The 23384-nt window shown below is 68.2% G+C and carries 22 protein-coding genes and 1 tRNA gene; 11 read left to right on the forward strand and 12 right to left on the reverse strand.

Annotated elements, in window-relative coordinates; genetic code table 11:
- Positions 1-58: 58 nt before the first annotated feature.
- From A7E77_RS06960 to gluQRS, 5 genes are all read right to left on the reverse strand, one after another.
- Positions 59-1336, reverse strand: a complete 1278-nt coding sequence (locus tag A7E77_RS06960) for an amino acid permease (protein ID WP_063686856.1) — start codon at positions 1334-1336, stop codon at positions 59-61.
- Between the two features lie 159 nt (positions 1337-1495).
- Complete coding sequence (locus A7E77_RS06965) at positions 1496-2830, reverse strand: NupC/NupG family nucleoside CNT transporter (protein ID WP_063686858.1); 1335 nt, start codon at positions 2828-2830, stop codon at positions 1496-1498.
- Positions 2831-3900: 1070 nt separating this feature from the next.
- Positions 3901-4449 carry a cob(I)yrinic acid a,c-diamide adenosyltransferase gene (locus A7E77_RS06970; protein WP_063686860.1) on the reverse strand — a complete coding sequence of 183 codons (549 nt, stop codon included), beginning with the start codon at positions 4447-4449 and terminating at the stop codon, positions 3901-3903.
- An 18-nt stretch (positions 4450-4467) separates the two neighbouring features.
- Positions 4468-4698 carry a twin transmembrane helix small protein gene (locus tag A7E77_RS06975; RefSeq protein ID WP_017980400.1) on the reverse strand — a complete coding sequence of 77 codons (231 nt, stop codon included), beginning with the start codon at positions 4696-4698 and terminating at the stop codon, positions 4468-4470.
- 9 nt (positions 4699-4707) lie between these two features.
- Positions 4708-5601 carry a tRNA glutamyl-Q(34) synthetase GluQRS gene (gene gluQRS, locus A7E77_RS06980; RefSeq protein ID WP_063686862.1) on the reverse strand — a complete coding sequence of 298 codons (894 nt, stop codon included), beginning with the start codon at positions 5599-5601 and terminating at the stop codon, positions 4708-4710.
- A 116-nt stretch (positions 5602-5717) separates the two neighbouring features.
- Here gluQRS and A7E77_RS06985 point away from each other — a divergent pair, with 116 nt between their 5' ends.
- The 3 genes from A7E77_RS06985 (at position 5718) to ppc (ending at position 9681) form a co-directional block, all read left to right on the forward strand.
- Complete coding sequence (locus A7E77_RS06985; protein ID WP_017980402.1) at positions 5718-6284, forward strand: HNH endonuclease; 567 nt, start codon at positions 5718-5720, stop codon at positions 6282-6284.
- Positions 6285-6312: 28 nt separating this feature from the next.
- Positions 6313-6768, forward strand: a complete 456-nt coding sequence (locus tag A7E77_RS06990; RefSeq protein WP_063686864.1) for a hypothetical protein — start codon at positions 6313-6315, stop codon at positions 6766-6768.
- Between the two features lie 228 nt (positions 6769-6996).
- A complete protein-coding gene (ppc, locus tag A7E77_RS06995) occupies positions 6997-9681 on the forward strand; it encodes a phosphoenolpyruvate carboxylase (RefSeq protein WP_063686866.1) in 2685 nt (894 codons plus the stop codon).
- Positions 9682-10499: 818 nt separating this feature from the next.
- Here ppc and A7E77_RS07000 read toward each other — a convergent pair.
- The 3 genes from A7E77_RS07000 to A7E77_RS07010 are packed head-to-tail and all read right to left on the reverse strand — an operon-like array spanning position 10500 to position 13518.
- Positions 10500-10898: an acyl-CoA thioesterase gene (locus tag A7E77_RS07000; protein WP_192930025.1), complete on the reverse strand. Its 399-nt coding sequence runs from the start codon at positions 10896-10898 to the stop codon at positions 10500-10502.
- Positions 10895-11461, reverse strand: coding sequence for a DedA family protein (locus tag A7E77_RS07005; RefSeq protein WP_063689790.1), 567 nt, complete (start codon positions 11459-11461; stop codon positions 10895-10897). Before A7E77_RS07005 ends, A7E77_RS07000 begins: the two co-directional genes overlap by 4 nt.
- Positions 11458-13518 carry a S9 family peptidase gene (locus A7E77_RS07010; RefSeq protein ID WP_063689788.1) on the reverse strand — a complete coding sequence of 687 codons (2061 nt, stop codon included), beginning with the start codon at positions 13516-13518 and terminating at the stop codon, positions 11458-11460. The genes A7E77_RS07005 and A7E77_RS07010 overlap by 4 nt, the downstream gene beginning before the upstream one ends.
- Positions 13519-13704: 186 nt before the next feature.
- Between A7E77_RS07010 and A7E77_RS07015 the strand changes: the two genes are divergently transcribed.
- Together A7E77_RS07015 and A7E77_RS07020 are read left to right on the forward strand one after the other, a co-directional pair.
- Positions 13705-14634 carry a DUF808 domain-containing protein gene (locus tag A7E77_RS07015; RefSeq protein ID WP_063686870.1) on the forward strand — a complete coding sequence of 310 codons (930 nt, stop codon included), beginning with the start codon at positions 13705-13707 and terminating at the stop codon, positions 14632-14634.
- Between the two features lie 152 nt (positions 14635-14786).
- Positions 14787-16589, forward strand: a complete 1803-nt coding sequence (locus A7E77_RS07020) for an aminopeptidase P family protein (RefSeq protein ID WP_063686871.1) — start codon at positions 14787-14789, stop codon at positions 16587-16589.
- Here the strand turns inward: A7E77_RS07020 and A7E77_RS17905 are convergent.
- On the reverse strand, positions 16586-16741 hold the full coding sequence (locus A7E77_RS17905) for a hypothetical protein (protein WP_192930026.1): 156 nt from the start codon (positions 16739-16741) through the stop codon (positions 16586-16588). The genes A7E77_RS07020 and A7E77_RS17905 overlap by 4 nt on opposite strands.
- Before the next feature lie 95 nt (positions 16742-16836).
- On the opposite strand from A7E77_RS17905, the gene A7E77_RS07025 reads away from it, so the two are divergent.
- Positions 16837-16911, forward strand: a tRNA-Thr gene (locus tag A7E77_RS07025).
- A gap of 161 nt (positions 16912-17072) precedes the next feature.
- On the opposite strand, the gene A7E77_RS07030 is transcribed toward A7E77_RS07025, so the two are convergent.
- A complete protein-coding gene (locus A7E77_RS07030) occupies positions 17073-18503 on the reverse strand; it encodes a protein kinase domain-containing protein (RefSeq protein ID WP_063686873.1) in 1431 nt (476 codons plus the stop codon).
- Between the two features lie 360 nt (positions 18504-18863).
- Between A7E77_RS07030 and A7E77_RS07035 the strand changes: the two genes are divergently transcribed.
- Positions 18864-19733, forward strand: coding sequence for a hypothetical protein (locus A7E77_RS07035; protein WP_151895461.1), 870 nt, complete (start codon positions 18864-18866; stop codon positions 19731-19733).
- A gap of 9 nt (positions 19734-19742) precedes the next feature.
- The gene (locus A7E77_RS07040; protein WP_063686877.1) at positions 19743-20012 is read left to right on the forward strand and encodes a hypothetical protein; all 270 of its coding nucleotides are present in this window, start codon (positions 19743-19745) and stop codon (positions 20010-20012) included.
- 7 nt (positions 20013-20019) lie between these two features.
- Here A7E77_RS07040 and A7E77_RS07045 read toward each other — a convergent pair whose 3' ends face one another.
- Together A7E77_RS07045 and A7E77_RS07050 are read right to left on the reverse strand one after the other, a co-directional pair.
- A complete protein-coding gene (locus A7E77_RS07045; RefSeq protein ID WP_063686879.1) occupies positions 20020-21186 on the reverse strand; it encodes a hypothetical protein in 1167 nt (388 codons plus the stop codon).
- Positions 21183-21851, reverse strand: a complete 669-nt coding sequence (locus A7E77_RS07050; protein ID WP_063686881.1) for a hypothetical protein — start codon at positions 21849-21851, stop codon at positions 21183-21185. Before A7E77_RS07050 ends, A7E77_RS07045 begins: the two co-directional genes overlap by 4 nt.
- Before the next feature lie 260 nt (positions 21852-22111).
- On the opposite strand from A7E77_RS07050, the gene A7E77_RS17910 reads away from it, so the two are divergent.
- The 3 genes from A7E77_RS17910 to A7E77_RS07060 are packed head-to-tail and all read left to right on the forward strand — an operon-like array spanning position 22112 to position 23327.
- Entirely contained in the window at positions 22112-22288 is a 177-nt protein-coding gene (locus tag A7E77_RS17910) for an antitoxin Xre/MbcA/ParS toxin-binding domain-containing protein (protein WP_192930027.1), read from the forward strand.
- The gene (locus A7E77_RS17320) at positions 22285-22644 is read left to right on the forward strand and encodes an MbcA/ParS/Xre antitoxin family protein (protein ID WP_063686883.1); all 360 of its coding nucleotides are present in this window, start codon (positions 22285-22287) and stop codon (positions 22642-22644) included. Before A7E77_RS17910 ends, A7E77_RS17320 begins: the two co-directional genes overlap by 4 nt.
- Entirely contained in the window at positions 22641-23327 is a 687-nt protein-coding gene (locus A7E77_RS07060; protein WP_063686885.1) for a hypothetical protein, read from the forward strand. The genes A7E77_RS17320 and A7E77_RS07060 overlap by 4 nt, the downstream gene beginning before the upstream one ends.
- Positions 23328-23384 lie beyond the last annotated feature (57 nt).

The raw sequence follows: 23384 nt of genomic DNA on the forward strand, positions 1-23384 counted from the left end.
GCTTACCGCCCCCTCCGTCACCGCTCCGCGACGCCACCTCCCCCTGGCGGGGGAGGACTTACGGGCGGCGCAAGCACACCGCATACACCCCCGCCAGCACCGCCAGCACCGGCACGCCGTAGACCAGCGTGAGTGCGAAGGCCGCGGTGAAGGGTGTCGTCGCCAGGATCGCGAGGATCGCGCCCGCGCCGGCGAGGCTCACCCACGGATAGCCCCACATCCGGAACCCCGCCGGCGGCCCGTGCCGTCGCCGGAACGCGAGGTGCGTGACGAAAATCATGCCCCAGGTGAACAGCGCGCCGAAGATCGACACGGCGATCATCACGCCAAGGGCCGCATCGGGCCGCCACGCATAGACGCCGCCCGCCACCGCAATCCCCGCCGCCGACACGAGCAATGCCGCCACCGGCACGCCGCGCGCATCGACCACGCCTAGCCGCCGCGGCGCGAGGCCGCTGTCCGCCAGGCTGAACAGCATGCGCGAGGCGGTGTAGAGCTGGCTGTTCATCGCCGACAATGCCGCGACCAGCACGACGGCGTTGATGACGCCCGCGGCATAGGACAGGCCGCTCGCCGCCATCACCGTGACGAACGGGCTGGTCGCGGTGCCCGCCTGCGTCCACGGCAGCACCGCCAGCATCACCGCGAGGCTGCCCAGGTAGAAGAGCGCGAGGCGCAGCATCGTCGAGCGGAAGGCGCGGACGATCGCGCGTTCGGGATCACGTGCCTCGCCGGCCGCGACCGCGATCATTTCGATACTGAGGTAGCTGAAGATCGAGACGATCACCGCGCTCCAGATGCCGCCGATACCGTGCGGCGCGAAGCCGCCGTGGGCGGTGTAGTTCGCCAGCCCGACGCCCAGTGCGCCGCGGCCGATCACCCACAGGCCGAGCGCGATGAAGGCGAGGATCGCGACGACCTTGATCGCCGAAAACAGATATTCGACCGCACCGAACGCCCGCACGCTGACGAGGTTGACGGCGAGCAGCGCCAAACCGAACCCGCCGATCCACCACGCGCCGGCCACATCGGGCAGCCAGTAGCGCATGTAGATCGCGACCGCGGTCACCTCCGTCCCGATCGCCAGGATGATGCAGGTGACATAGGCGTAGCGGACGAGGAAACCGGCGAAACGACCGATGTAGCGTTCGGCGAACAGCCCGAACGACCCGGTCGCGGGGTCGGCGACGGTCATTTCCGCAAGGCACCCCATCAGCGCCAGTGTGATGAGGCCACCGATCGCATAGCTGACGAGCACCGCCGGCCCGGCGAGCTGGATCGCGAAGCCACTGCCCAGGAACAGCCCGGTGCCGACCGCCCCGCCGATCGCGATCATCGCGAGCTGGCCCGGCCCAAGCGTGCGCTTGAGGGCTTTTTTGGAACCCTGCGGAAGAGCAGGGTTCCCGGCGGTGCCGGCCCGCTCCCCCTCCCGGCCACCCATCAGGATACCGTATGGGTGGTCGTGAGGGGGAGCGGGCCGGTCATATCGTCCTCGTCAGCCGATCAGCAGGCCGGCGAGCGCCGCCGACATCAGGTTGGCGAGGCTGCCCGCGGCGAGCGCGCGCAGGCCGAGCTTGGCGATCATCGGGCGCTGGTTGGGGGCGAGGCTGCCCGTCACCGCCATCTGGATGGCGATCGACGAGAAATTGGCGAAGCCGCACAGCGCGAAGGTGACGACGGCGATGGTGCGCGGGCTGAGCTGCGCAGCCTGCTTGCCGAGATCGATATAGGCGACGAATTCGTTGAGCACGATCTTCTCGCCGAACAGGCCGCCGGCGATCCCCGCCTCGTTCCACGGCACGTTGAGCAGGAACATGACCGGCTGGAAGAGATAGCCGAGCAGCGCCTGGAAGCTTAAGCCCGGCAGGCCGACCATATTGCCGAACCCGCCGAGCAGGCCGTTGGCCAGCGCGACCAGCGCGACGAAGGCGAGCACCATCGCGCCGACCGCGACGGCGAGGCGCACGCCGGTCTGCGCGCCTTGGGCGGCGGCCATGATGAGGTTGGCGGGCTTTTCCTCGTCATGCGTCGCTTCGGGCAGCGGCTCGCCCGGCGTGCCTTCCGGCAGCAACGCGGCGGGGCCGGCGCCGCTGATGCGATGGTCGGCGAGCGCGATCACGCGATTTTCTTCGGGCACGTCGCCCAGCGGCAGCTCGCCTTCGGGCGGCATGGTGCGATCGGGCATGATGATCTTGGCCATCAGGATGCCGCCCGGCGCGGCCATGAAGCTGGCGGCGAGGAGATATTCGATGCGGATGCCCATCGAGGCATAGGCCGCGAGGATCGTGCCCGCGACGCCCGCCATGCCGCTGGTCATCACCGTGAACAGCTGCGGCGGAGTGAGGCCGGCGAGATAGGGGCGGATCACCAGCGGCGATTCGGACTGGCCGACGAAGATGTTGGCCGCGGCACACAAGGATTCGACCTTGGACGTGCCGATCACCTTTTCGATCGCGCCGCCGACCCAGCGCACCACGACCTGCATGACGCCGAGGTAGTAGAGGATCGAGACGAGGCTGGCGAAGAAGATGATGACCGGCAGCGCCGCGATCGCGAAGCTCTGGCCGCCGATATCGGGGCTGGCGAGCTTGCCGAACAGAAACTCCGTGCCCCGCTGCGAATAGCCGAGCAGCGCCGACACACCCGCCGACGCCCCCGCGAGCGCCGCACGACCCGGCCCCCAGTAGAGCACGATCGTCGCGATCGCCGCCTGCAACGCGAACGCCGCGCCGACGACGCGCAGCCGGATCGCCTTGCGGTCGGTGGACAGCGCGAAGGCGATGCCGAGGATGACGAGGATGCCGGCAACGCCGATCAGGATACGGTTCATGGTGTTTCCGCGAGGATAGGGAAAAGCCGCGGCCCCCCGGCAGCGACGGGGCAGCATACACGCGCTTTTTGTCGAGGAAAGTGAGGATTGAAGCGCGGTGCTCCGGTGGGGCGCGGCGATGGCGCGAATCGGGGTTTGCGCGGGAGGGCGCGCGCGGAAGTGGACGAAGTGGACGGTATGCTATCGTCGGAAGCGAGGGGCCCGCGGCGCCCGTCGCGCAGCGGCGGGGCGAAGGGCGGACGGGTCATGGCAAGGGTTTAGCAGATGGGGGGCTTGTAGGACAGGGTGGTGGGGGGTGCGCGCTTCGTGGGTCCTTCTGTCCTGACCACTCATCACCCCGTCACCCCGGACTTGGTTCGGGGACCACCGGGCCGCAGGGGAACGACAAGAGGCTCCGGCCATCCCCCTCGCCGCAGGGTGGACCCCGGAACGAGTCCGGGGTGACGGGTCTTTTTGGGCTTGGTTCCGGCCGCCACTTTGCGACGGTTCGGCGCAGGTTGGGACCTGTGTGCGGCTTGTGTCCTCCACATACAGGTCCTGCTTCAGGCTTCTGCTACATGCATTGCCGTCGCCGCACCCACCCCGTCACCCCGGACTTGGTCCGGGGTCCACCGGGCCGCGAGGGGGCGGCAAGAGGTTCCAGCCATCCCCCTCGCCGCGGAGTGGACCCCGGAACGAGTCCGGGGTGACGGGGCTTTTTGGGCTCGGTTCCGGCCGCCACAGTGCGTCGCCCCGGCGCAGGTTGGGGCTTGTGGCGCGCTGGTGGCCTCCACGCAAAGGCCTGCTTCAGACGTCTGCTACACGCATTGCCGTCGCCCCAACCACGCCGTCACCCCGGACTTGGTCCGGGGTCCACCGGGCCGCAGGGGAATAGCAAGAGGCTCCGGCCATCCCCCTCGCCGCGGAGTGGACCCCGGAACGAGTCCGGGGTGACGGGGTGGTTGGGGTATGCCTTGGCGCGTTACCGCAGCGTTGGGGAACGGCTGTGGCTTTGGGTGGGCACTGATTACGGGAGATCCCGGCCTTCGCCGGACGACGATAAGTAGCGCGCGAGACGCCCCCGCCCCACCCTATCGGCTGGCGCCGGGCTTCCACAGCACGTCGCCCTCGCCTGCGCCGTTCACCACACGGGTGGCGACGAAGAGCCAGTCGGACAGGCGGTTGAGATAAGCGAGGGCCTGTGTCGCCTCGCTGCCCATCGTCACGACGCTGCGTTCCGCGCGGCGGACGATCGCGCGGGCGAGGTGGAGGGCTGCTGCCGCGGGGGTGCCGCCGGGCAGGATGAAACTGGTAAGCGGGGTCAGGCCCTCGTTCATCGCGTCGATCTCCGCCTCCAGCCGCGCGACCTGGGCGGGCACGATGCGCAGCGCACCCTCGATCCCCATCGGCGTGGCGATATCCGCGCCGAGATCGAACAGGTCGTTCTGGATGACGAGCAATCGGTCCGCGGGCGCCGCGCCCTGCAACGCGGCGATCGCGACGCCGATCGCGCTGTTCGCCTCGTCGACGTCGCCGATCGCCTGCATCACCGCGGCGGCCTTGGACACGCGCGATCCGTCGACAAGGCCCGTCGTGCCCGCGTCGCCGGTGCGCGTGTAGATGCGGTTCAGCTTGACCATCGTGCGGGTGTCAGCGGCTCAGGTGCGGCCGCCGACGAACAGGATGACGACGATGATCAGGATCGCCAGCGCCTGAAAGAAGACGCGCATCTGCATCATCTTGTTCGATTTGAGCGAGGCCGCGGATGGCCCTTCGCCATTGCGGACCTGGGCGTGACTATCCTGGAGGAAGGCGATGACGCCCCGCACCAGCGCGACCACCGTCGCCAGCATCGCCGCGATCAGCAGAATGACGAGGAAGGTGTTCATGCGACATACTTAAGCATCGTGCGCGGCAAAGCCAATGGGAAGCCGCCCGGCGCGCAAGCGCTCGGCGAGGGCGCGTCCATCCTCGCCCGCCTGCCGCAGATCGGCGAGCGCGGGGGCGCCATTACGCTTGGCGAGCCGCGTGCCGTCCGGCCCGGTCAGCAGCGGGTGGTGGCGATAGAGCGGCGTCGGCAGGTCGAGCAGCGCCTGCAGCAGGCGGTGGACGTCGGTCGCCGGGTAGAGATCGACGCCGCGGACGACGTCGGTGACGCCCTGCGCGGCATCGTCCACCGTCACCGCGAGGTGATAGCTGGCGGGCGCGTCCTTGCGCGCAAGCACGACGTCGCCGAACGCCGCCGGATCGGCAGTGCGGTCGCCCGCGTCGAGGTCGTGCCAGTGGAGCGGGCCGGTCTGCGCCAAGGCGGCGTCCATGCGCAGCCGCCACGCATGCGGCTCGCCTGCCGCGATCCGCGCCGCCGCCACGGCCGGGTCGAGATGCCGGCAGAGGCCGGGATAGACCGGTCCGTCCGGGCCGTGGTGCGGCGCGCTGGCGCTCTCCGCAATCTCGCGCGCGATATCGGCGCGGGTGCAGAAACACGGGTAGAACAGCCCCGCCGCGCGCAGCCTGGCGAGCGCCGCGTCATACAGCGCCAACCGCTGCGACTGGCGGACCACCGGGCCGTCCCACGACAGACCCAGCCAGGCGAGATCGTCGAGGATGCCGGCGACGAATGGCTCGCGGCTGCGCGTCCCGTCGATATCCTCGATCCGCAGCAGGAAGCGGCCATGCGCGGCGCGGGCGTGGTCGTGCGCCTGGATTGCCGCATAGGCATGGCCCAGGTGCAGCAGGCCCGTGGGGCTGGGGGCGAAGCGCGTGACGACGGTGCCGGCACCGGAGGCGCTCATGCCGCGCGGCCCCGCCGGCCACCGCAAGCCGCTTGACCGCACCCAAGGGCGCGTGCTGTCATACCCCCGTCACTCTCATGGGCGACATGGCCCATGGGTAACCCGTGGGAGGAGCCGTGTTTCATCCCGATCTGATCCGCCATCCCGACAATTGCCCCGCGTTGGTGCTCAACGCGGACTATACGCCTTTGTCCTATTATCCCTTGAGCGTCTGGCCGTGGCAGACCGCAGTCAAGGCGGTGTTCCTCGACCGGGTCGACATCGTCGCGCATTACGAGCGTGAGGTGCGCAGCCCGAATGCGGCGATCAAGCTGCCGTCGGTCATCGCGCTCAAACAATATGTGCGCCCCTCCGCCTTTCCCGCCTTCACCCGCTTCAACCTGTTCCTGCGCGATCGCTTCGCCTGCCAGTATTGCGGGGTCAGCCGCGACCTGACGTTCGACCATGTCGTGCCGCGCGCGCAAGGGGGCCGGACGACGTGGGAGAATGTCGTCACCGCCTGCGCGCCGTGCAACCTCAAGAAGGGCGGGCGGACGCCGAAGCAAGCGGGCATGCCGCTGTATGTCGAGCCGATCCGCCCGACCAACTGGCACCTTCAGGAACATGGCCGCGCCTTTCCGCCCAACTATCTGCACGACACATGGCACGACTGGCTCTACTGGGATGTTGAGCTGGAAGCATAAGCGGAGACGATAGTTGCGGCGACACGGAATGACGGCATCGCTGGTCCTTGCGGTGGCCCTGCTGAGCGCGTGCGGCAAGAAGAGCGAGGAGAAAGCGGCGCAGGCGGATGCGGTCGCCAATGCGGCCGGCTTCGTGCCGCCCGCCGTGACCAGCCGCGTCGATTTCTCGACCGCGATGGACCAGCGCTTCCGCAGCCTGGACCGCAACGGCGACGACCGCATCGACGCCCCCGAGCTGCCGCGCCAGAACAGCCGCCTGATGGGGCTGGACCGCAACAAGGACGGCGTGATCAGCCAGATCGAATGGAGCGAGGGCACGATGCGCCGCTTCGACCAGATGGACCTCAACCACGACGGCACGGTGACGTCGGAAGAGGAAAGCGAATGGCGCGCCGCCCGCGACGCCGGCCGAGCCCCGCCGGCGCAGCCGACCACACCGGTGCTGGGCGATACGCTGAGCAACCAGGGGACGCGGGCGCAATAGGGGCGTCGTTAGGCCTCCCACCCACGCCGTCACCCCGGACTTGGTCCGGGGTCCACTCTGCGGCGAGGGGGGTGGCTGGAGGCTCTTGCCGCCCCCTTGTGGCTCAGTGGACCCCGGAACGAGTCCGGGGTGACGAGGAATTTGCGGCAAAGGCTCCGCACCTCAGCTTTTGCCCCGCAAACCCCAAGCCCGGTTGACCCGGTCCCTGCCGCAGCGCAGCATGCGGGCATGGCCAATATCGACCCCGCTTCGCTTCCGCCGATCGCCAACAACCCCGACGTGCGCTTCCTGGGCGCGAAGCTCGGCGACGTCATTCGCGCCTATGGCGGCGAGGCGTTGTTCGAAGCGACCGAGGCGATCCGGCGGGCGTCGGTGGAGCGCCATCGCGGCACCGGCGACGGCGATGCGGTGCACCGCCACCTGCAGGACCTGGGCCTCGACGAAACGCTCGATTTCGTCCGCGGATTCATGCTCTTCTCGATGCTCGCCAACCTCGCCGAGGACCGCCAGGGCATCGCCGCCGAACAGGGGGCGGATGTCGCCGCGGCGCTCGCGACGTTGCAGGCGGAGGGGATCGACCGCGCCGAGGTGCAGCGCCTTCTCGCCCATGCGCTGATCGTCCCCGTGCTGACCGCCCACCCCACCGAGGTGCGGCGCAAGAGCATGATCGACCACAAGAACCGCATCGCCGAGCTGATGGCGCTGAAGGATTCGGGCCGCAGCGAGACGCCCGACGGCGATCTGGTCGACGATGCGATCACCCGCCAGATCGCGCTGCTGTGGCAGACGCGCGTGCTGCGCCGCGAGCGACTGTACGTGACCGACGAGGTCGAGACGGCGCTGAGCTACATGCGCGACGTGTTCCTGCCCGCCCTCCCCGCGCTGTACCAGCGCTGGGACCGCGCGTTCGGGGAGCGCGTGCCGAGCTTCGTGAAGCCAGGCAGCTGGATCGGCGGCGACCGCGACGGCAATCCCTTCGTCACCGCCGATTCGCTGCGCACCGCGCTGTCGCGCGCGGCGGAGGCGGTGCTCGGCTTCTACCTCGACGCGGTGCATGCGCTGGGGGCTGAGCTGTCGATCTCGACCGAACATGCCGCGGTGGACGACGCGGTGCTCGCGCTGGCCGAGGCGAGCGGCGACACCGCCGCCAGCCGCAGCGACGAACCCTATCGCCGCGCACTGTCGGGGATCTATGCGCGCCTCGCCGCGACGCACGAGACACTGACCGGCAAGCCCGCCGCGCGCCCCGGCCGGCTGACCGGCGAGCCCTATCCCGACCCGCAGGCGTTCCGCGCCGACCTCGCCGCGATCGCGCATGCGCTGGCGAGCGCCGGGGCGCTCAAGACCGGCGGCGCGCTCGGCCGGCTGATCCGCGCGGTGGAGACGTTCGGGTTCCACTTGGCGACGCTCGACCTGCGCCAGAACAGCGCAGTGCATGAGCGCGTCGTCGCCGAATTGCTGAAGACGGCGGGCGTCGAGGACGATTATCTCAGCCTCGACGAGCCGGCACGCGTCGCGCTGCTGCGTCGCGAACTGGCGCATGCGCGGCCGCTCGCCAGCCGCTTCACCACCTATTCGGACGAGACGCAGTCCGAATTGCAGATCGTGCTCGCCGCGGCGGAGGCGCATGCGACCTACGGCCCGGCGTGCATCACCAACTATATCGTGTCGATGGCGCAGTCGGTGTCCGACCTGCTCGAGATCAACCTGCTGCTGAAGGAAGTGGGCCTGTACCGTGGTGGCGACGAGCCGTCGGCGGCGATCATGGCGGTGCCGCTGTTCGAAACGGTCGGCGATCTGGAGGCCGCACCCGGCATCATGACCGACTGGTTCGCGCTGCCGGAGATCGCGCAAATCGCAGCAAAGCGCGGCCATCAGGAGGTGATGATCGGCTATTCGGACAGCAACAAGGACGGCGGCTACCTGACCTCCACCTGGCAGTTGTCCAAGGCGTCGACCGCGCTCAAACCCGTGTTCGAGGCGGCGGGCGTCGGCATGCAGCTGTTCCACGGCCGCGGCGGTGCGGTGGGGCGCGGCGGCGGCAGCGCCTTCGCCGCGATCCGCGCGCAGCCGCCGGGCACGGTGCAGGGCCGCATCCGCATCACCGAACAGGGCGAGGTGATCGCGGCGAAATACGGCACCCGCGACAGCGCGATGACCAATCTGGAGGCGATCGCCTCGGCGACCTTGCTCGCCAGCCTGGAGCCCGAACGACTGTCGAATGCGCAGAATGCGGACTTCACCGGCGCGATGGACGCGCTGTCCGACACCGCGTTCCACGCCTATCGCGACCTCGTCTACGGGACGGACGGCTTCCGCACCTTCTTCCGCCAGATGACGCCGATCGGCGAGATCGCGGGGCTGAAGATCGGCAGCCGCCCGGCGAGCCGCAAGAAGAGCGACGCGATCGAGGATCTGCGCGCCATCCCCTGGGTGTTCAGCTGGGCGCAGGCGCGCACGATGCTGCCCGGCTGGTACGGCGTCGGGCAGGCGATTGCGGCGTTCGAAGACAAGGCGCTGCTGCGCGACATGGCGCAGGGCTGGCCGCTGTTCGCCGCGACGCTCGCCAATATGGAGATGGTGCTGGCGAAGTCCGACATCGCCATCGCCGGCCATTATGCCGAACTGGTCGAAGACAAGGCCCTGCGCGACGGCATCTTCACCCGCATCCGCGATGCGTGGCATCTGACGCATGACGGGCTGCTCGACGTGACCGGGCAGACGCGGTTGCTGGACAAGCACCCGGCGCTCGACGCCTCGATCCGGCTGCGACTGCCATATATCGAGCCGCTCAACTTCCTGCAGATCGAACTGATGAAGCGCCACCGCGCGGGCGAGGACGATCCGCGGATCGGCGAGGGCATCCTGCTGTCGATCAACGCGATCGCGACCGCGCTGCGGAATAGCGGGTGATGTAAGTCCTCCCCCGCCAGGGGGAGGTGGCCGCCGCAGGCGGTCGGAGGGGGAGGATACGACGACCGAACGATATGCGGAAACGCCCCCTCCACCACCGCCTGCGGCGGCGGTCCCCCTCCCCCGCTGAAGCGAGGGAGGACTTACGGTAGGAACGGCGCCGCAATCTCCGGCCGGACGCGCATCAGGCGGCCGCAGCCGACGCTGAGGCGGCGCGCCAAGGCACGCCAGACACACTCCGTCACCCCGGACTTGGTCCGGGGTCCACTCCGCGGCGAGGGGGACGGCGGGAGGCTCTGGCCACCCCCTGGCGGCCCGGTGGACCCCAGCCTGCGCTGGGGTGACGTAAGTTTGTGGAGGGCGGATCAGTTGGCCAGAAACGGCGCCGCCACCTCGGGTCGCACGCGCATCAGGCGGCCGGTTACGCGTTCCAGCGCTGCGGAATAGTGGGTGATGTAAGTCCTCCCCCGCCAGGGGGAGGTGGCCGCCGCAGGCGGTCGGAGGGGGAGGATACGGCGACCGAACGATATGCGGAAACGCCCCCTCCACCACCGCCTGCGGCGGCGGTCCCCCTCCCCGCTGAAGCGAGGGAGGACTTACGGTAGGAACGGGGCCGCAACCTCGGGCCGGACGCGCATCAGTTGCCCGCAGCCGACGCTGAGGCGGCGCGCCAAGGCACGCCAGACACACCCCGTCACCCCGGACTTGGTCCGGGGTCCACTCCGCGGCCAGGGGGACGGCTGGAGGCTCTGGCCACCCCCTGGCGGCCCGGTGGACCCCAGCCTGCGCTGGGGTGACGTAAGTTCGTGGAGGGCGGATCAGCTGGCCAGAAACGGCGCCGCCACCTCCGGCCGGACGCGCATCAGGCGGCCGGTGGCGCGTTCCAGTAAGGCCCAAGTCGTCACTGCCTCTACCTTCACCTTGCCGTCGGCGCCGATGAAGCGGACGTGGCGGTCGAAGCGGGCGCCCTTGGGGGGTTCGGGGACCCAGGTTTCGCCGGTCACCGTCTCACCCGCGACGACGTTGCCGCGATAGTCGATTTCGTGGCGGGTCACGACCCAGATCATCGTCTCGCGATGCTCTGCCGGCGCCACCGCGTCCCAGTGGGCGACGGCGATGTCCTGGATCCAGCGCACCCACACGGCATTGTTGACGTGGCCGAGTTCGTCGATGTCCTCCGCCGCGGCGGTGATCGTCATCGTGAAGCGCGCGCTCATGCCCGCCGGCTCCGCCACCAGCGAAAGACGGCGAAGGCACCGCCCAGCAGCACCGCCGCGCCCGCGACCCACAACCATTGCCGCCCATGCGGGCGATAGCGGCCGAGGAGTTCGGCGATCCCCGTGCCGAACACATAGCCGAGGCTGGTGAACAGCGCCCCCCACACGGCCGCGGCGACCGCATTGATCCACAGGAATTGGCGCGTGCGGACATGCGTGGTGCCGATCGCGATCGGGCTGACGGTACGCAGGCCGTAGAGAAAGCGGAAGGCGAAGATGAAGCCGACCGGGTAGCGTTCCAGCGTCGTCAACGCCTTGGCGAAAGCAGGCTTTTTCTGCGCGCGCTGCACCCAGCGGTGCGAGCGGAAGCGCCGCCCCGCCGCGAAGAACAATTGGTCGGCGACGAACGATCCGCACGCCGCCGCGATCATCGCGCCGGGCAGCGACAGCATGCCTTCATGCGCGAACAGGCCGCCGGCGAGCACCATCGTCTCGCCTTCGATCCCCGCGCCCAGGAAGACGGCGGCCAAGCCGTATTCGGCGATCAGTGTCTCGATGCTCAGCCGCTTATTCCCAACTGCCACAGCACGAAGGCATGTTCCTCCGCGGCCTCGCGTAACGATTCGAAGCGGCCGGATTTCCCGCCATGCCCTGCCCCCATGTTGGTTTTCAGCAGCAGCACATTGTCATCGGTCTTGGTGGCTCGCAGCTTGGCCGCCCATTTGGCCGGTTCCCAATAGGTGACGCGGGGATCGTTCAATCCGCCCGAGATGAACATCGGCGGATAATCCTGCGCCGTGACATTGTCGTAGGGGCTGTAGCTGCGGATCAGGTCGAACGCCGCCTTGTCCTCGATCGGATTGCCCCATTCCGGCCATTCGCCCGGCGTCAGCGGCAGATCGGCGTCGAGCATGGTGTTGAGCACATCGACGAACGGCACGTCAGCGATCACTGCGCCCCACAGATCGGGATCGCTATTGACGATCGCGCCCATCAGCTCGCCGCCCGCCGAGCGGCCCGCGGTGGCAATGCGGCCGGCGCTGGTCCACCCCTGCTCGATCAGCCCCTTGGCGACGTCGACGAAGTCGTTGAACGTGTTGGTGCGCTTTTCGAGCTTGCCGTCGTGATACCATTGCTGGCCGAGGTCGTCGCCGCCGCGGATATGCGCGATGGCATAAGCGAAGCCGCGGTCGAGCAGGCTGAGGCGCCCGGTCGAAAAGCCAGGCGGGATCGCATAGCCGTAGGCGCCATAGGCGTAGAGGAACAGCGGCTGCGACCCGTCACGCTGGAAGCCCGCCGGATAGACGATCGATACGGGGACTTGGGTGCCATCGCGGACCGTGATCTTCAGCCGTTCGGTGCGATAGCCGGCGGCGTCATAGCCGGCGGGAATTTCCTGCACCTTCAGGACGGTAAGGCCGCCGGTGGCGACGTCATAGTCATAGACCGTGCCCGGCGTGACCATCGATTCATAGCCCAGCCGCAGCGTCGCGACGTCATATTCGGGATTGTCGCCCAGGCCCGCGGCATAGCTCGCCTCCGGGAAGGTGATCGGCTGGGGCACGGTCGGCGCGTCGTAGCGGTGGATGGTGATCTGATCGAGGCCGTCGCGGCGCCCTTCGACGACGAAGAAGTCCCGATAGCATTCGACCCCGGTCATGTAGAAATGCGGGTCCGCCGGGATCAGCTCGTGCCAGTCGCTTGGGCTATCGAGGCTGGCGGTACACAGCCGCCACATCGGATCGGTATCGTTGGTGTGGATGAACAGCGTGCCGTCGTGCGCGTCGACGTCATATTCGCGGCCCTCCTGGCGGGGCGCGACCAGAATCGGCGTGGCGAAGGGATCGTTGGCAGGCAGCAGCCGGACTTCGCTGGTGACGTGATCGCCGGTGCCGATGACGATCCACTGGCGATCGCTCGTCTCGGCGACGGCGACGCGATAGCCTTCGTCCTCCTCGTGGAACAGCTCGACGTCGTCGGCGACCGCCGTGCCGAGCCGGTGGAAGCGCGCATTGTCGGTGCGCCATTGGTCGTTGGCGACGCCGTACAGGAAGCCCGTATCGTCGGCGGTCCAGACGATCTCGGACAGCATGCCGGGGATGACCTCGGGCAGATGCTGGCCGGTGGAGAGGTCCTTCACGCGCACCTCGAACCGCTCGGCGCCGCTGTCGTCGATCGCATAGGCGAGCAGCCGCCCGTTGTTGCTGATCGCGAAGGCGCCGAGGCGGAAATATTCCTTGCCCTCGGCGAGGGCGGGCTCGTCGAGCAGCAGTTCGTCCGGCCCGCCCGCGACGGGCTTGCGCCACCATTTGCGATACTGGCCGCCGGTCTCGAAGGCGGTCCAGTAGAGCCAGTCGCCGTCCTTTTGCGGGACCGAGGATTCGTCTTCCTTGATGCGCGCCTTCATCTCTTCGTACAGCGTGTCGACCAGCGGCTGGTGCGGCGCCATGACGGCTTCGAAATAGGCGTTCTCGGCGTCGAGATAGGCGAGGACGTCGGGGTCGGTGACCTCGGGATACTTCGGGTCCTTCAGCCAGGCATAGGGGTCGTCGATCGTCACGCCATGCGTGGTGAAGCTGTGGGGGCGGCGCTCGGCGACGGGGGGCGTGGGGTCGGTCATCGCCTTGCTGTAGAACAGGATGGCGGGTGATGGGAACGCCATCCTCTTCGTCGCCCCGGACTTGATCCGGGGTGACGGAGGCGTGGGGCGACCGGCCCGCTCCAGCAACACGCCAGCAACACGACCGCAGTTGAACCCGTGCGCGCGCGCCGCCATGCACATCACGGATAACACAGGGGAACACACATGGCCGGCGGACTGGTCGCACTGCTCGACGATATCGCGGCGATGGCGAAGCTTGCCGCCGCCAGCCTGGACGATGTCGCGGGCGCGGCGGGCAAGGCGGGGGCGAAGGCGGCGGGCGTGGTGATCGACGATACCGCGGTGACGCCGACCTATGTCGTCGGCCTCAGCCCCGCGCGCGAGCTGCCGATCATCTGGAAGATCGCCAAGGGATCGCTGCGCAACAAGCTGCTGTTCCTGCTGCCCGCGGCGCTGATCCTGAGCGCGCTGGCGCCCTGGGCGATCACGCCGATCCTGATGGCGGGTGGCGCCTTCCTGTGCTTCGAGGCGGCGGAGAAGATCCTCGGCGCGTTGACCGGCCACGGCCATGGCGACGAGGCCGCGGCCGCGACGTCGCCGGAAGAGCTGGAGAACCGGCAGGTGTCGAGCGCGATCCGTACCGACCTGATCCTGTCGGGCGAGATCATGGCGATCGCGCTCGCCGAACTCGCCGATCAGAGCCTCGTCAATCAGGCGGTCGCGCTGGCGCTCGTCGCGGTGGCGATCACCGCGGGCGTCTACGGTCTGGTCGCGCTGATCGTGAAGATGGACGATATCGGCCTGCACCTCGCCCGCCGGCCGGGATCGGGCAGCCAGGCGCTGGGCCGCGGCCTCGTCGCCGCGATGCCGCGCGTGCTGTCGGCGCTGTCGATCATCGGCACCGCGGCGATGGTGTGGGTGGGCGGCGGCATCATCGTCCATGGGCTGGAAGCGTTCGGGTTCACCGCCATTCCGCATGTGATCCACCATGCGGCAGAGGTCGCTGCGGCCTCGTCCGGCGTGCTGGGCGGCGTCATCGGCTGGCTGGTCGGCGCGATCGGATCGGGGATCGTCGGGATCGTCATCGGCGGCGTCATCGCGGGCGTGCTCCACCTGCTGCCCAGACGGCACTGATCCGCGCACCAATGTTGGATCGCCACGAAGGGAAACTGTCCTACACGCTCCTGCCGTGCAAAGCGGGACCGACTCGGCTTGTGACGCTCCCGATGCTAGAGCGAAAACACATGCCTGGGCGTGACTTTTGTGACTTTTGACGGACCCCTTCGATGACCCCTCATGCCAACCTCGCCGCCCTCCGCGCAGAGCTCGCCACCCGCGGCCTCGACGGCTTCGTCGTGCCGCTGACCGACGAGCATATGAGCGAATATGTCGGCGCCTATGCGCAGCGGCTGGGCTGGCTGACCGGCTTCGGCGGATCGGCGGGCAGCGCCGTCGTACTGGCGGAGAAGGCCGCGATCTTCACCGACGGCCGCTATACGCTGCAGGTGCGTGAGCAGGTGTCGGCGGACGACTGGGCCTATGTGCCGGTGCCGCAGGAGAGCATCGCCGGCTGGCTCGCCGCCAACGCCAGCGAGGGGAGCCGCATCGGCTACGACCCGTGGCTGCACACCAGCGCCTGGGCGAAGGACACCGCCGCCGCGCTCGCCGACCGCGGTGTCACGCTGGTGCCGGTGGAGAGCAATCCGATCGACGGGGTGTGGACCGACCGCCCCGCCCCCTCGCCTGCCCGGATGACCGTCCACGCCGATACGCATGCGGGCCAGTCCTCCGCCGCCAAGCGCGCCGCGATCGCCGACTGGCTGGGCGCGCAGCGCGCCGATGCGGTGGTGCTGACCGCGCTCGATTCGATCGCCTGGGCGCTCAACGTGCGCGGCACCGATGTCGCGCACACGCCGGTCGCGCTCTCCTATGCGATCGTCGGCAGCGACGGCACCACCGACCTGTTCGTCGCGCCCGAAAAAGTCGACGACGCGGTGCGCCAGCATCTGGGCAATGCGGTGCGCATCCATGATCGCGACGCCTTCGCGCCCGCGCTCCGCGGCTATGCGGGCCAGCGCGTCGCCGCCGATCCCGAACGCGCCGTCGCCGCGGTGTTCGACGCGCTGACCGAAGGCGGCGCCAAGGTGCTGGCGCTGCGCGACCCTGTCGTCCTCGCCAAGGCGCTGAAGAACCCCGCCGAGATCGCCGGCCATCGCGCCGCCAGCATCCGCGACGGCGCCGCGCTCAGCCGCTTCCTGCGCTGGATCGAGGCGGAGGCGCCCAAGGGCGGCCAGACCGAACTCTCCGCCGCGGCGCAGCTGCTCGCCTTCCGCGAACAGACCGGCTGCCTGCTCGACACGTCGTTCGACACGATCTCGGCCACCGGCGCGCATGGCGCCAGCCCGCATTACCACGTTACCGAGGAATCGAACGCCCCGATCCTGCCGGGCCAGCTGTTCCTGATCGATTCGGGCGGGCAATATGCGGATGGCACCACCGATGTGACCCGCGTCGTGCCGGTCGGGCCGCCGAACGCGGAGATGCGCGACCGCTTCACCCGCGTGCTGAAGGGCCATATCGCCATCGCCACCGCGGTCTTCCCCGACGGCACCAGCGGCGCGCAGATCGACGCCTTCGCCCGCCGGCCACTGTGGGAGGCGGGGCTCGATTTCGCGCACGGCACCGGCCACGGCATCGGCAGCTATCTGTCGGTGCATGAAGGACCGCAGCGGATCGCGGCGCCCAATTATCCCGGCGGCGCGAGCCTGGAGCCGCTGCGCGCGGGCATGATGCTGTCGAACGAGCCGGGCTATTACAAGGCCGGCGAATACGGCATCCGGATCGAGAACCTGCTGCTGATCGTCCCCGCCGCCATCCCTGGCGGCGACCGCGAGCGGACGATGCTGCGCTTCGAAACGCTCACCTTCGCGCCGATCGAGCGGACGCTGATCGATCCGGCGCTGCTGACCCGCGACGAGCGCGACTGGCTGGACGCCTATCACGCGGACGTGGCGGCACGGATCGGTCCCGAGCTCGACATTGCGGAGCGCGCGTGGCTCAACGCCAAATGCGCGCCGATCGGCGGTTAATCGGTCGATCCGTCGGTCGGTGGCGGCGCCGGCGCGGGCGTGGTGCCGCGATCCGTTCCCGCCGCCACCGCGCGCGCCTGCGCCTTGCGCCGATGCAGGTTCGCGCGCAGCTGCGCGGCCAGCCGGGCGGCCCGTTCGTCGCTATTTGCCATGCCCGGACCCTAGCCCCGTCCGGTAACGCTTGACAATCCGCCCCCGGTCGTCTCTAGGCGCCCTTCCCGCGGCGAACGCCGGCGGAAAAACGAGTGCTGCCGTAGCTCAGTGGTAGAGCGCATCCTTGGTAAGGCTGAGGTCGTGAGTTCAATCCTCACCGGCAGCACCATTTTTCAATGACTTAGCCGTTGAACCGGCCTGCCGGCGATGGGGCCGGCAAGCGCCGGGCAATCATCCGAAGCAGTTGGCGCTCGTAGCCGCCTGCGGTGGGACGAGGCGTCGCCACGTCGAGCCGAGCCGTTTCCCGGTGCCGGCGGGCGGAAGGTCCGGTCATCTCGTGGCGTGGCGTTCGATGTATCTGCGGAATTCGTCCTCGCCCAACTTCTGGTGCCGCGCGTCGTAGGTCGCCGGAGTCAGGTTGTATTCGGAGCGCGTGGCGACAAGCAGGAATGAGCCCTTCAGCGCACGCTCCAGCGGACGGGCGCCCTTCGGCAGCGGCTCGCCATGGTACTCGCCGTTGTCCCAGGCGCTGTAGGCGACGTATCGGCCGGGCTCGATCTCGCAGAGCATCTCCTGCAGCCCGTCCGACGACACGTAGGCGCCGTGCGTGCCCGTCGGCGCGATGCTGTCGGCCTCCAGCCAGAAATAGTTCCAGGTTGAGCCTGGCCCAAAGGACTCGAACGACAGAGACGCCGGCTTCATTTCCACGCGCCATCCGATGTCCAGGATGATATGGCCGGGGGTGTCGGCGAGCCGCGCGCCGGCAAGGGCCTGACCGCCGCCGCCGGGCAGCATCATGTGGTTGAGGCCGTTCGTGTCAGCCGCGAGCCGCAAGACGGCGCAGATCTCCTCGGGGCCGGTCCATCGGCATCGGCGGGGGGCGCCGAAGGGAAACATGCGGTTCTGGATCGTGAGCCACTCGGTCAGGTTGCGCTTGTCGAAGTCGCGCATCGTCGCGACCCATTCGGCGAGCCGGACCGCGACCTGCTCCATCGTCGGCCGGTGGCTAGGATCGTTGTCGGTGCACTCGGTGAGCAGCTCGTCCAGCGGCGTCGACAGGATGTCCGGGTGGCACCGGCGGATGTCCAGGTCGCCACCCGCCGCATACTGCCCGTCGAATCCGTCGTGACGGCCGGTCAGGCCGATCCACAGCGACTTCGCGAAGGAGAACGTGTCGGCCGGCGCGCCGTCCGCCGTGTGCGCGTCGCGCCGCATCTCGGGGGCCATCAGCAGCTTCGGGCCGAGTTCCTTCCTTGCCGGCGTCAGATCCTCCTTCTTGGGGTATCGGACGAGGCCGAAGTCGGAAAAGCACAGACGCCCCTTCAGCGACAGGATGTTCGCCGGCTTGATGTCGCGGTGGTGGATCTCAAGGCGGTGCAGTTCGGCGAGTGTGCGGGCGAGCGGGACGAAGGCATCGACCACGCCGGTCGCCTCCATGCCCGCGATGAAGTCATCGAACCTGCCCGCGATCGGCATCACGTACCATCGGGGCCGGGATGTCGAGACGACGGGCAGGTCCTCGTCGATCAGCGGCACCACCCCGTCGATGGCCTTCGCCATCTTGAGCGCCGTGATCTCGGCGATGAAACGACTGAAGATTGTGTCGCTGGTGCGCTTGAGCACCTTCAACGCCATGGCCTCGCCACCCCCGCGCGGGCTCACCCGCCAGACATAGCCGTTGCCACCGCCGCCGATGAGTTCGTCGAGTATCCAGTTGCCCAGCTTGTCGCCTGGGCTGCGTTTCGCGGAGGGTGTTGCCATGGAGCGCGGTTACCACAGCCGATCGAGCGACGTGTATATTCACGTCGCGACGAGCGCGCGCGAATGATCGCTTGGTCGCTTCATCCGATCGCTTGATGACGGGGCGATGTGACGGGCGTTTCGCCAAGGCGCCGAGCGATGTACCCAATCATCGCCGAACATGTTCGATTGTCGTTCGAGCTGACGCGACCGAATTTCTTGTTGGGCGACATTCGGTATTTCCGCGAATCATGCCTGGTCGCGCGATCGGTGCGACACCGGACTTGCGGCATGTGTCGAGCCGCGAGAGAAAGTCGATGGGGCGGCGGGGGCCGGTGAGGCTCCGCTGATGATGAGGGGGGATCGATGGATCGTCGGTTCATGTGGATCGGGCTGCTTGCGGTCCTCGGCGCCGGCCTTGGCGGCTGCGCGACAATGACGCCCGACTTTCGGAGCAACTCGCAGACCGCGCCTGAGCAGTGGCTGAGCCAGCAGCATCTGATCTTTCACATCCAGTGCCAGCTGGCCAATGCGGTGGCGAAGGCCGAGAAGTTCGATCAGGACAACGCCGTCAATGTGCCGCCCGAGCGGCGAGCCGCTTGGCTTGGTCAGTGGGGCGCCAAGGTCAGCCTGGTGCTGTCGGTCAACAACAAGAACAATTTCTCGCCGAGCCTGTCGGCGACGACGCCGCTGGAGAACGCGGTCACGGTCTTCACGAAGAACGGCAACGTGACCACCGGGCAGAACCGGAGCCTGGGGCTCGGTTTCTCGTGGTCGGCCGATGCCACGCGCACCGAGACGATCGGCTTCTACTATTCGTTCGAGGATTTGAAGAAGCTCACCCTCGACCCGACGAAGTGCAAGCCGAACACGGGCCCTTATCTGGCGAGCGACCTCAAGATCGACGACTTCCTGATGAAGGGCCTGGACATGTCGTTCCAGCCGGACGCGCTGCTGCGCAAGGACGGCGAGTCACCGTACACGACCTTCACCTACCAGGTGAAGTTCATCGTGACGACCGGCGGCAACCTGACGCCCGCCTGGAAGCTGGTGGAGCTTTCGGCCAACCAGAGCGGAAACCTGTTCGCCGCCTCGCAGATCAAGACCGACGAGCTGACCATCACGATGGGCAAGGTCGTCACCGACGACAAGGGAAACAAGGTTCCCAGGAAGGACTTCGACGACCAGCACTTCGCCAATCTCGTCGGGCAAGCGGTCGCGAACGCCCTCCAGACCCGACCACCGCTGTAGGAACAGCCCATGACGGACGAGCGATCAGCACCGACGACGTTTGACGACGCCATCCGTGCGGGGTTCCAGCGCTTCGAGGACCTGCCCGACACTGTGCAGAAGATGATCCGGGAGCAGGACGCGGCGGAGGCTGTGCGGTTCGACGCCGTGATCAACCAGTGTCGGCCCGGCTTTGTCGGCCCCTGTTCGGTGACGGATTATCCCGACGGCACCCGGAAGGTCTGCTACTGCAATGCCGCGAACCAGTGCGACGAATGCGCGTTCGGGCGCCGCAACTGACCGCTGATCAGCGCAGAAGGTCTGGCAGATCGTAGAGAAGCCGCAACGCTTCGGTCCAGCCAACTTCCGAGAATAGCTGAAGGATCTCGACCAGTTTGGAACGTCGGACCTGATCGTCGAAGATGCCTCGGTGGTCGGCTATGTACCGCTTCACGATTTTCACCACCGCCGTGCTGCCCAGGCTTTCGAACTGGTATCCCTCCTCCGCGCCGATGCCGGTGAGGATGGCATGGAAGGCCGTGAACACAGCGATCGGATCACCCGGGATCAGGTGCTCGTAGAGTTCAATCAGGTGGTGGAGAGTCGCCGGCTCCCGCGATTGACTGAGCAGTGCCAGGATTTCCGCGTAGTCGGTGAGGAAGCGGGCCTTCACCTTGACGTTGTTCAGCCCGGGTCCGCCCTCGGCATCGTCCGCCCGCGCGCCCGCGCCGAAGTACAACTGGTTCATGGCGTGATGAATGACGTGCTCCGCGGCGGAGTAGCGTTTCCCCGCCGCTCTCTTGTCCTCGTCGGAGACGTCGGAATGCAGAACGGCATGCGAGGCGGCGGATATCCCCAGAGCCGGGGTAAGGATCATGGTCAGTCCCTCCTGCGCGCGGTCGCACATCGCCTCCGCCTCCTTCTCCGGTTCGGCGCCGTATCGGCTGAAGAAGGTTCCGCGGAGGCACGACGAGTAGGCGTTCAACGCGTACTGGAAACGCGCGGGGTCGGCCGACCACTCCTCCAGCCACTCACGGGCGAGGGTCCTGCCTTGCCCTGCCTGTAGTTGCGCTGCCCAGCTGCCGAGGCATTCCTGCAGGCGATCCCGTGCCCCTTCTCGATCCTCGAAGTCGCCCAGACGCCCCTTCGCTATCTGGAGGATCGACTCGCAGCGTTCGGTCTCGCCGTGGCTGAAGCGACGGAGCGATCTGCTGAGGTATGCGACCAGAACCTCGTCGTTCCGCTCGCGCGCGGCGATCCGGGCGCCTAGTTCCCACATGCGATCAGGCGCCGCCTCGCAGATGACCTGGAGGTTGCCTGCGGCCTGCAGCCGCACGGCTGGCTCCTCGTCGTCCAGCGCTCGCTCAATCTCATCGACGATCTCGGGCCTCGCCGCGGCGAATCGTGGCGCGAGGTTCACCCAGGCCTCAGCGGCGTAGACCCTGACCGAGAGGTTTCCCCAGCTGATGCTCATTCGCTGTCCTCGCGCGATAGGGGATATGGGCTGGACGACAGTCTCCGAAGGACTGCAAAAAGGCTGTCCAGATCTGGCAGGCCATCGTTGCCGGGATGGAAGTTGGGGCTGGAAGCGAGGCGTTCAGCGACGTTGGCGACGTGGCCCCAAGCTGATCGATCGACGTCGCCGTGCAAATCGGGGTTTGCGTCGACCAACGCCAGCACCGCCAACGTTTTCGACCACAGAACGGCGAGTTCTGCCGCCTTGCTGGCACTTGATGTTGCCTTGTATGCCGCGTTCAGGGCGTTGGAGGCGTCCAGGACCGTCCGGTTCGGACCGCCGTCCATGTCCACGCCGTCGCGGCGGAGCTGCTCCATCTCCCAGTCCTCATGCCCGCCCCAGGAGATGGTGGAACTGCGGATCGGGCGGTTTTCCTCCAATTCGCCATTAGCCTCCATCTGGCGCCGAACATCGCGCGTCGCCTCCATGACGAGCGTCTCCTCGGGCAGCGCGTCGAGGATCCGACCGACGATCCGTCGCCACCGTCTCCTGCTCCGTTCATCGTCATGACGGGCCTCGTCGAGGATCATCTCTTCGAAGCGCTGTTTCTCCTCTGGCGGAAGTGTTGGCCAAGCTCCCGCGACGAAGCGCACGGCGTCGCGTAGGGTGTCGGTGTTTTCCAAAAGGTCGGGCCTGCCAAATGCGGGCCAGACCAGATGGCCGACCTCTGGGGCCCGCTCGCCGGCAATCCCGAGGATTCGGCTCCAGACGGTCGACGCCGCATAACCGCGCGAGGCGGCCGAGACGCTCGCAGCGAACGCCGCGACATCGCAGCTGCGGAGAAAACCGACGAAGTTCGCAAGGATGTCGTCCTCACGCCCCGACGTGTCGTCGTCCTGCTCGTCCCATGCGTTGAATTCGACCCCGCGATACCGAGACGCGCATGCGCATCATGATCGAGGTCGGTTACCGGATTCGCCTCGCGGAATGCCTGCTCCACGACTGGCTCCGCACCCCGACGCCCGATCTCGGCTGGCTCACGCCGCTCGACGCGATGTCGGGAACGCTCGCCGACCTGCGCGGCTTCCGGCGTATCGTCGAAATGGGCTTCGCCTCGTGAGTGCGCCGTTCGCCTGGGAGACGGCTCCCCTCGCAGCCGTCATCGCCAGCTGGGACGAGATGGTCGTCCGCTGGGGTCTGCGGGGCGACGAGTGCTCGGCTCTGCTCGGCGAGGGCGGGTGCGGACCGATCGGCGAGGTCGCGAGCTACGGCACGCCGCTCGCGGAGCGGAGGATGCGTCTGCTCGTGGTGCTGGAGCCGATCGTGGCTTCCGTGTTCGACCACGACATGGAGCGGCTCCGCGCATGGCTGCGCGCGCCCAACCGCAGCATGAGCGGCAGGACGCCGATCGACGTGATGATGCGCTCGCCCGAGTGGGTCCGGTGGCTCATCAACGCGATGGGGGTGGCGGCGTGAGCCGGCGCACCAAGCCGCAGTCCTCGGTCCCGGTCGTGTCCGAGCCGGCCGTGGCGTTGGCGATCGCCGACTTCCTCGCCCGCACGGAGCGCGACCGCCAGCGGCTCTTCGGCGACCACCTCCGTTCGACTGTCGTGAGCGTGTCGCCGATCCTGGCGCAGCTGGCGTTGACGCAGGGCGTCGATCTCCTTGCGGCCGTCGCGTTGATGAGGCCGCCGCGCGATTGGCCCTGGCGGCCCGTCTACTATCCCACCAATCCCGTGATGCGGCAGTGGCAGGCGCGTCGCATGATGCTGGGCGTTGACGCGGACCGCGGGGCCCGCCGCTTCCGCCGCGCGTTCGCCGATCCTGGCATCATCGTGCGTGGGGCCGACGACCACCGCGGACGGTTCGGCATCCGGCCCGGCGTCGGCACCCTCGACTTCTCCGTCGGCCTCGGCCCCTGCCTGCTGACCGGGGTGGGCGCGATGGGCATGCTGCGCTTCCCCGAACCGCTGCCCGAGACGCTGGTGCTGGCGATGCCCGGGCGCCGTCTGTGCGACCTCGTCGACCACCCCGTTTTCCACGGCCGGGACATGCGTGTCCGGAACGTGGTCACCGATCCGACCGAGGACCTCCCCGTGCTCAGCTTTCGGATGCCGCTCGCTCCCTTCTCCGTCCAGTGGCCGGAGGACCGGTGGTGACGGACACCCCTTTGAGCGCTCCGGACGGTGCTCCCCTTGAGCCGGCTGCGGCACTCG

Origin of the sequence: Sphingomonas sp. NIC1 (assembly GCF_001638925.1) — a bacterium.
GTDB lineage: Bacteria > Pseudomonadota > Alphaproteobacteria > Sphingomonadales > Sphingomonadaceae > Sphingomonas > Sphingomonas aquatilis.